This is a genomic window from Pseudomonas koreensis (genome assembly GCF_025447595.1).
GTDB classification, from domain to species: Bacteria; Pseudomonadota; Gammaproteobacteria; order Pseudomonadales; family Pseudomonadaceae; genus Aquipseudomonas; species Aquipseudomonas koreensis_H.
This window is the reverse complement of sequence record NZ_JAOEJU010000022.1, coordinates 72,975-80,253: the sequence shown is the minus strand read 5'-3', so window position 1 is coordinate 80,253 and position 7,279 is coordinate 72,975. Positions and strand designations below refer to the sequence as shown.

The 7,279-nt window shown below is 57.8% G+C and carries 8 protein-coding genes; 5 read left to right on the top strand and 3 right to left on the bottom strand.

The features are described 5' to 3' along the window. Nucleotides 1-13: 13 nt before the first annotated feature. Nucleotides 14-454, top strand: a complete 441-nt coding sequence (locus N8H71_RS22900; protein WP_007952363.1) for a hypothetical protein — start codon at nucleotides 14-16, stop codon at nucleotides 452-454. A 209-nt stretch (nucleotides 455-663) separates the two neighbouring features. On the opposite strand, the gene N8H71_RS22895 is transcribed toward N8H71_RS22900, so the two are convergent. After that, nucleotides 664-1,047 carry a type II toxin-antitoxin system PemK/MazF family toxin gene (locus N8H71_RS22895; protein ID WP_262195777.1) on the bottom strand — a complete coding sequence of 128 codons (384 nt, stop codon included), beginning with the start codon at nucleotides 1,045-1,047 and terminating at the stop codon, nucleotides 664-666. 212 nt (nucleotides 1,048-1,259) lie between these two features. On the opposite strand from N8H71_RS22895, the gene N8H71_RS22890 reads away from it, so the two are divergent. Then, nucleotides 1,260-1,697: an excinuclease gene (locus tag N8H71_RS22890; protein WP_102686841.1), complete on the top strand. Its 438-nt coding sequence runs from the start codon at nucleotides 1,260-1,262 to the stop codon at nucleotides 1,695-1,697. Here N8H71_RS22890 and N8H71_RS22885 read toward each other — a convergent pair whose 3' ends face one another. Further along, nucleotides 1,698-2,594, bottom strand: a complete 897-nt coding sequence (locus N8H71_RS22885) for a LysR family transcriptional regulator (RefSeq protein ID WP_262195776.1) — start codon at nucleotides 2,592-2,594, stop codon at nucleotides 1,698-1,700. 118 nt (nucleotides 2,595-2,712) lie between these two features. On the opposite strand from N8H71_RS22885, the gene N8H71_RS22880 reads away from it, so the two are divergent. From N8H71_RS22880 to N8H71_RS22870, 3 genes are all read left to right on the top strand, one after another. Then, nucleotides 2,713-3,990, top strand: coding sequence for an MFS transporter (locus N8H71_RS22880; protein WP_262195775.1), 1,278 nt, complete (start codon nucleotides 2,713-2,715; stop codon nucleotides 3,988-3,990). 78 nt (nucleotides 3,991-4,068) lie between these two features. Continuing rightward, nucleotides 4,069-5,334 carry an AAA family ATPase gene (locus N8H71_RS22875; protein WP_262195774.1) on the top strand — a complete coding sequence of 422 codons (1,266 nt, stop codon included), beginning with the start codon at nucleotides 4,069-4,071 and terminating at the stop codon, nucleotides 5,332-5,334. Then, nucleotides 5,331-5,975 (top strand): retron system putative HNH endonuclease, encoded by a 645-nt coding sequence (locus N8H71_RS22870; RefSeq protein WP_262195773.1) that lies wholly within the window; start codon nucleotides 5,331-5,333, stop codon nucleotides 5,973-5,975. The genes N8H71_RS22875 and N8H71_RS22870 overlap by 4 nt, the downstream gene beginning before the upstream one ends. 71 nt (nucleotides 5,976-6,046) lie before the next feature. Here N8H71_RS22870 and hemE read toward each other — a convergent pair whose 3' ends face one another. Further along, nucleotides 6,047-7,114, bottom strand: coding sequence for a uroporphyrinogen decarboxylase (gene hemE, locus N8H71_RS22865; RefSeq protein WP_007952372.1), 1,068 nt, complete (start codon nucleotides 7,112-7,114; stop codon nucleotides 6,047-6,049). Nucleotides 7,115-7,279 lie beyond the last annotated feature (165 nt).

Below are 7,279 nucleotides of genomic sequence, written 5' to 3'. Positions count from 1 at the left end.
CAAGGAGACCTCCATGCACTTCAAGAAACTCGCTGCCACCCTGCTCATCTGCGCCTTGCCCGCGGTCAGCCAAGCCCGTGACACGGCGGTGTACCTGCCGTTTGACAAGGCCGTCGCCGAAGCGACCCGCACCGGCAAGATCGACGGCAGCGTGAAGTTCTATCTGGCGGGCAACGCCCCGGCCGGCAAAGTCACCGTCGTCAGCCCCGGCGCCGTGACCAACAAGAAGACCAACGCCTTCAACAAGACCGACCAGGAAGCCTGCGAGTGGGTCGTGCAATCGGCGATCATCAGCCTGCACCAGGCCGCAAAAAGCGCCGGCGCCAACGCCGTGACCAACATCGTCAGCTTCTACAAGAGCAACGAGCGCAAGGATGCGAAAACCTACGAATGCCACGCGGGCGCAATCATGGCCGGCGTAGCATTGAAGGGTGATCTGGCGACGGTTCAGTAACTGCCGGAAACGACAAAGGGCGCCTTTCGGCGCCCTTTCACAAACAGGTTGGCTTGTCATCGCCTGTCACCTGCCTGGCTCTGCGGTGGCTGGTTACCCAGGATCCTCAGAGTCTCACAAGCCCCTTTCGGGAACGCCGGCAGTATTGCCTGAAAGTGACTGTCGAGCAACGGCTAGCATTTGGCTTCGATGTGCCACTTGCATTGCCATCACAGTCCCAACGCCCGTCTGACTGCGGTTTTGATAGCGTGAAATTCGTCTGTTGCAAGATGTGAGATCAGGTAAATGCGCTTGCTTTGCCGATCCCGACTTTTGATCCGATCAAGCCGCGAAAGACTAACCGTGGCAACCATGTCGCACTTTGCCCAACAGGTCGGACTGGCTCCCTGAAGGTGACTTGCAAGTTCAAGATGGTGCCCGAGCAAGCAGTCAGGGGCGGTGGTACTCAACGGCACTACTGTTACCAACAAGCTGTTGGTTCGATGTTTACGTATCACAACCACAGGTCTGACTTTGACCATCTCGGGGATTTCATAACCCCTGAAATCGCAAATCAAAACGCTGCCCTCCTTAGGCTGATATCGAAGTGGCATCCGTGACACTCGTTTGAAAAAGAACTGATTTTGCGCAACAACGGCCATATTCCCTAAGACAGTTCCGTTACTCGAAATGTACGGAGCCCAGCCACCAAATCCATGCACCACAACTACACTCGCTCAAACAGGCCGACACACTGCGCCTGCCGGAACGGCGAGCCCGATCGGTCAAGTACTCGCGGTTCTCTTTCACCGTCAAGGAGACAACCATGCAAGCGAAAGCCCTGATCACCGCCGCCCTTCTCGGCCTGCTGCCCAGCGCCAGCCACGCCACCAATCTGATGTACATGCCGTTCGAAACAGTCGTGTCGGATGCGATGCGCGCCGGGCGGCTGGATGGCAGTGTGAAGTTTTATCTGGTCGGTAATGGGCCTCAGGGGACTCAGCGGTTGTTGCAGCGCGGGGTGGTCAGTGACTTGAAGACCAACGGCTTCAACAAGAGCGATCACGACTCCTGCGAGTGGGTGTTGCAGTCGAATCTGATTGCGCTACAGGCCGAGGCCAAGCGTGTCGGGGCGAATGCAGTGACCAATATCGTCAGCTACTACGACCAGCATGTGCGCAAGGATCTGAACACTTACGAGTGTCGCGCGGGGGTGTTTGTGACGCGGGTGGCGTTGAAGGGTGATCTGGTGCGGCTGCCCTGATCAACCGGCTTCAACCTTGCGCGTGAGCAGTTCGACAAACGCCTTGGCCATCGGTGATTTCTGATCTTTGCGCTGCACCAGCCACACGGCCGAAATCGCTTCAGGATCGAGCAAGGGTCGATAAACCACGCCATCGATGCGCATCCGCTGATAGGACGCCGGCAGTACCGACACGCCCAAACCCGCCGCTACCAGACCGATGATGGTCATTGCTTCGCCGGCCTCCTGGGCGAAGTGGGGGCTGAACCCAGCGTCACGGGCCAGACTGATCAACTGCGAATAGAGACCGCTGCCGTAGCTGCGCGGAAAAAACACAAACGGTTCGAGGGCCAGCGCCGAGAGGAACAGCCCCTCTTCAGATCCCTGCGCCAACGGATGTTTGGAGCTGAGCACCGCGACCAATGGCTCGCGCATCAACTCGACCACGCTCAGCGAATCCGGCAAACCCAGCGGCCGCATGATGCCGACCTCGATCGATTCGTCCACCAATGCGTCGGCCACCATGGTGCTGCTCATCTCGCGCAGGTTCAGATGTACCGCAGGAAAGCGCTGACGGAAGGAAAAAATCGCCTGGGGAATGGTCGAGTTGAACGGCGCCGATGAGGTGAAGCCGATCTTCAGTTCACCCAGTTCGCCGAGTTGCGCGCGGCGGGCCACGTCGGCCGCCTTATCGACCTGCGCGAGCACCAGCCGCGCTTCCTCCAGAAACAGGCGCCCGGCCTCGCTGAGCTCGACCCGACGATTGGTTCGCTCGAAAAGCCGCGCGCCGACTTCCTGTTCCAGCGCCTGGATCTGCTGGCTCAGCGGTGGCTGGGAGATGCCCAGCACCTGTGCGGCGCGGCCGAAGTGCAGTTCTTCGGCAACGGCGATGAAGTAGCGCAGATGACGCAATTCCATGGACACCCCATTAGGTCGTGAAAGCTATCAAACAGGTCGAACAATATATTGGATAGAAACATTAGCCAGCTATATGATTTTTTCATTGCCTGCCTGCCCGCGCCCTCCGAGGTCTGATGTGAAAACCGCCGTCGCTCCACTGGCCCATGAAGTCCCGCCCGCTGCGGCGGACGATGTGCTGACCGAACTGCAAGAGATCTACATCGAGAAAGGCACGCCCGCGTTCATGCGCACGGTGCTCGCGCTGTTCAGCGGCGGCTTCGCCACCTTCGCCCTGCTGTACTGCGTGCAACCGATGATGCCGCTGCTGTCCCACGAATATTCTATCAACGCGGCCCAGAGCAGCCTGATCCTGTCGGTGGCCACCGGCATGCTGGCGTTCGGTCTGCTGATCACCGGCCCGATTTCCGATCGGGTCGGGCGCAAACCGGTGATGGTTGCCGCGCTGTTTGCTGCGGCCCTGTGCACCATCGCCAGTTCGATGATGCCGAGCTGGCATGGCGTGCTGATCATGCGCGCCCTGATCGGACTGTCATTGAGCGGTCTGGCGGCGGTGGCGATGACGTACCTGAGCGAGGAAATCCATCCGCAGCACATCGGTCTGGCGATGGGCCTGTACATCGGCGGCAACGCGATTGGTGGCATGAGCGGGCGGCTAATCACTGGAGTGCTGATCGACTTCGTCAGCTGGCACACGGCGATGATGGTGATTGGTGGCCTGGCGCTGGTTGCAGCGGCGGTGTTCTGGAAAATCCTGCCGGAGTCGCGCAACTTCCGCTCCCGCTCGCTGCACCCGCGCAGCCTGCTCGACGGCTTCACCATGCATTTTCGCGATGCCGGCCTGCCGCTGCTGTTTCTTGAGGCGTTCGTGCTGATGGGAGCGTTTGTCACGCTGTTCAACTACATCGGTTATCGCCTGCTGGCCGAGCCGTACCACATGGATCAAGTGTTCGTGGGACTGTTGTCGGTGGTGTACCTGTCAGGCATTTACAGCTCGGCGAAAATCGGTTCGCTGGCCGACAAACTGGGCCGCCGCAAAGTGCTGTGGGCCACCATCGCACTGATGTTCGCCGGCCTCGCCCTGACGATGTTCACACCGCTGCCATTGGTGATCATTGGCATGCTGATCTTCACCTTCGGTTTCTTCGGCGCCCACTCGGTGGCTAGCAGCTGGATCGGCCGTCGGGCGCTCAAGGCCAAGGGCCAGGCGTCGTCGCTGTACCTGTTCAGCTATTACGCTGGCTCGAGCATCGCCGGGACGGCGGGCGGGGTGTTCTGGCACATGGCGGGATGGAACGGGATTGGCCTGTTCATCGGCGCGCTGTTGCTGGTGGCGCTGTTGGTGGCGTTGAAGCTGGCGAAGTTACCGCCGCTGGGTGGTGGCGAAAAGGTTTAGCCACAACTGCGCCCTAGCGGTAATCACCGACCAAGGTACACTGACGGCATTCGTCCGCTTTGGTAAAGGGAAGCCAGAATGCGCCTGGACCGTCTCCACATTAAGAATTTTCGTTGCTACGAAGATGTCACGTTCGACTTTCAGCCGGGATTCAATCTGGTGGTGGGGGTTAATGGGAGCGGGAAGACCACGTTGTTGAATGCCGTGGCTCAGAGTTTTGGCGAAATATTCGCCTCGGCGGGCCACCCTATGCAGATATCTGATGATGACGATGTACGTACCGTTATCAACCATCACACAAACGGAACCCGCTTTGAAAAGACTTTCCCACTGATTCTTGATTGCCAGGGAGATGTCTTTAATAACTTATTTTGGGCTCGAACAAAGCACCGGCTTTCAGATGATGAGTTTGCACCTTTACCTGTTTTGAAAACGAAGAACTTCGACCCGTCGACACTCGCAGAAAACACTGAGCTTCCGCTGATCGCTTTTTATCGAGCAGACCGTCGCTGGACTACCAGTAGTGCATCTACAGAACAGGCTGCAACATTCAAATTATCGCGACTTGATGGTTATAAAAACTGGTCTAACGCAGCTACCAACCTACAAGACTTCGAGAGTTGGCTCGTTAAAAAAACGTTGGAGCAACTGCAAAGAGCCTATCGGTCTGCCAAGTCAAGAACTGAGCTTGACGATGAGCTTTCACTCGTAAATTCTGCCTTGCAAGCGATGTTGCCGGCCTCACGTGGACTTTATTACGACGTCGAACTTGCGAGCTTGATTGTTGATTTGGGCGGCAACACCACTTCGAAGTTCAGCAATCTGAGTGATGGCCAGCGCGGGATGATTGCGCTGTTCGCCGATATCGCTCGTCGCATGTGCATCCTCAATCCCCACATGGGCAAAGACGTCCTGAAGAACACCTCCGGCGTGGTGATCATCGACGAACTGGATATTCACCTCCACCCTGCCTGGCAACGCAGCATCGTGCCTGCATTGAGACAGGCATTTCCCAAAGTCCAATTCATCGCCGCAAGCCACTCCCCACAAATCATCGGCAGCCTTAAACCTCAAGAAGTGATCCTGTTGCACAACGGGGATCCTACTCATCCGCGGGTCACCTACGGTCTGGATTCCAGCAGCGTGCTTGAAGAGGTAATGGGCGCTACGCAGCGCGAACCAGAAATCGAAGATCTGCTGTCCGAGCTTTTTTCCACATTGGAAGACAACAACCTCGAAAAGGCAAAATCACAACTTGAGGCGCTGAAAAAGAAAGCCCCCGACCTACCGGAATTTGCCGGCGCCGAAGCACTGATCAGGCGCAAGGAGATTCTCGGCAAATGAAGCGAGTGCTCAAAGGAACTGAACCCGCTTCATTTACAGATTGGAAAAACTCGGCGAACGACGAGTGGAGTCCAACTTACCCAACGCTACAAAACCCGCAAAAACGGGATTTGCATAATGCCCTGCTTAAGGAGCAAGGCTTCTTCTGTTGTTATTGCGGCCGGGAAATAGATGCCTCGACCAGCCATATCGAGCACTTCAGACCTCAAGAGCATTTCGAAGAGCTAGCGTTGGAGTTTCACAACCTCCATGCCTCCTGCCTGCGAGAAACCAAGCCCGGCAATCCGTTGCACTGCGGCCATAAGAAGGGCAACTGGTTCGACGAAAACCAACACATTTCTCCCACCGACGAGAACTGCGAGCAGCGTTTCCGATATCTGCAAAACGGCGAAATTCAACCAAAAGATTCTGACGACCTTCCCGCCACAAAGATGATCGAGGTATTGGCGCTAGACATCGCCTACCTCAAAAATCGACGTCAGGACACAATCCGCCGCCTCTTCGATGATGAGTTCGTCATGCAAGTCAGCGAGGAAGAGCTTGAGCGGTTGGTGACGGCGATCAGAACTACCGCAATCCCCAATCAAAAACCCTTCGACCACATCATCGCCCGCTACGCCGAACAACTCATCGGTCGCTAAACCCATCGCAAACAAAAACGCCCGGCATAAGCCGGGCGTTTTTGATTTCTACCATTAGAGCTGAGCGCCGATCACTCGTGATACTGCGCCGACAACTCGTGCACCGCACGCAGGAATGCGCCGGCGTGTTCCGGATCGACTTCCGGGGTGATGCCGTGGCCGAGGTTGAACACGTGGCCGCTGCCTTTGCCGTAGCTGGCGAGAATGCGCCCGACTTCGGTGCGGATCGCTTCCGGCTTCGCGTACAGCACGGTCGGGTCCATGTTGCCTTGCAGCGCGACCTTGTCGCCAACGCGGGCGCGGGCGTTGCCGATGTCGCAGGTCCAGTCCAGGCCCAGTGCGTCGGCGCCAGCGTCGGCGATGCTTTCCAGCCACAGGCCGCCGTTCTTGGTGAACAAAATCACTGGCACTTTGCGACCGTCGTGCTCGCGGATCAGGCCGCTGACGATTTTCTTCATGTAGGCCAGGGAGAATTCCTGATAAGCCGCCGCCGACAGGTTGCCACCCCAGGTATCGAAGATCTGTACCGCTTGCGCACCGGCCTGGATCTGACCATTCAGGTATGAAGTCACCGACTGCGCCAGCTTGTCCAGCAGCAGGTGCATGGCTTGCGGGTTGTCGTAGAGCATCGCCTTGGTCTTGCGAAAGTCCTTCGACGAACCGCCTTCGACCATGTAAGTGGCGAGGGTCCACGGGCTGCCGGAGAAGCCGATCAGCGGCACACGGCCGTTCAGTTCGCGGCGGATGGTGCTGACCGCGTCCATCACGTAGCCGAGGTCTTTGTGCGGATCCGGGATCGGCAGGGCTTCGATGTCGGCCAGGGTGCTGACGACTTTCTTGAAGCGCGGACCTTCACCGGTCTCAAAGTACAGGCCCTGGCCCATGGCATCGGGAATGGTGAGGATGTCGGAGAACAGGATCGCCGCGTCCAGTTGCGGATAGCGGTCGAGGGGTTGCAGCGTGACTTCGCAGGCGAATTCCGGATTCATGCACAGGCTCATGAAATCACCGGCCTGGGCGCGGCTGGCGCGGTATTCCGGCAGGTAGCGACCGGCCTGGCGCATCATCCACACAGGGGTGACGTCTACGGGTTGCTTGAGCAGGGCGCGGAGGAAACGGTCGTTCTTCAGGGCAGTCATGTCGGCATCCGGAAAAAAAGTGCGGGCATTTTCTCAGAGCGCGACGCAAAAGGCACGGATGCAGGTCAGCCTTTTGTCTATCGGGTCAATTTGTCGCGCTGGAAATGCGCTATCAGCAACACTGAGAAACAACTGTGGGAGCGAGCCTGCTCGCGATAGCGGAGT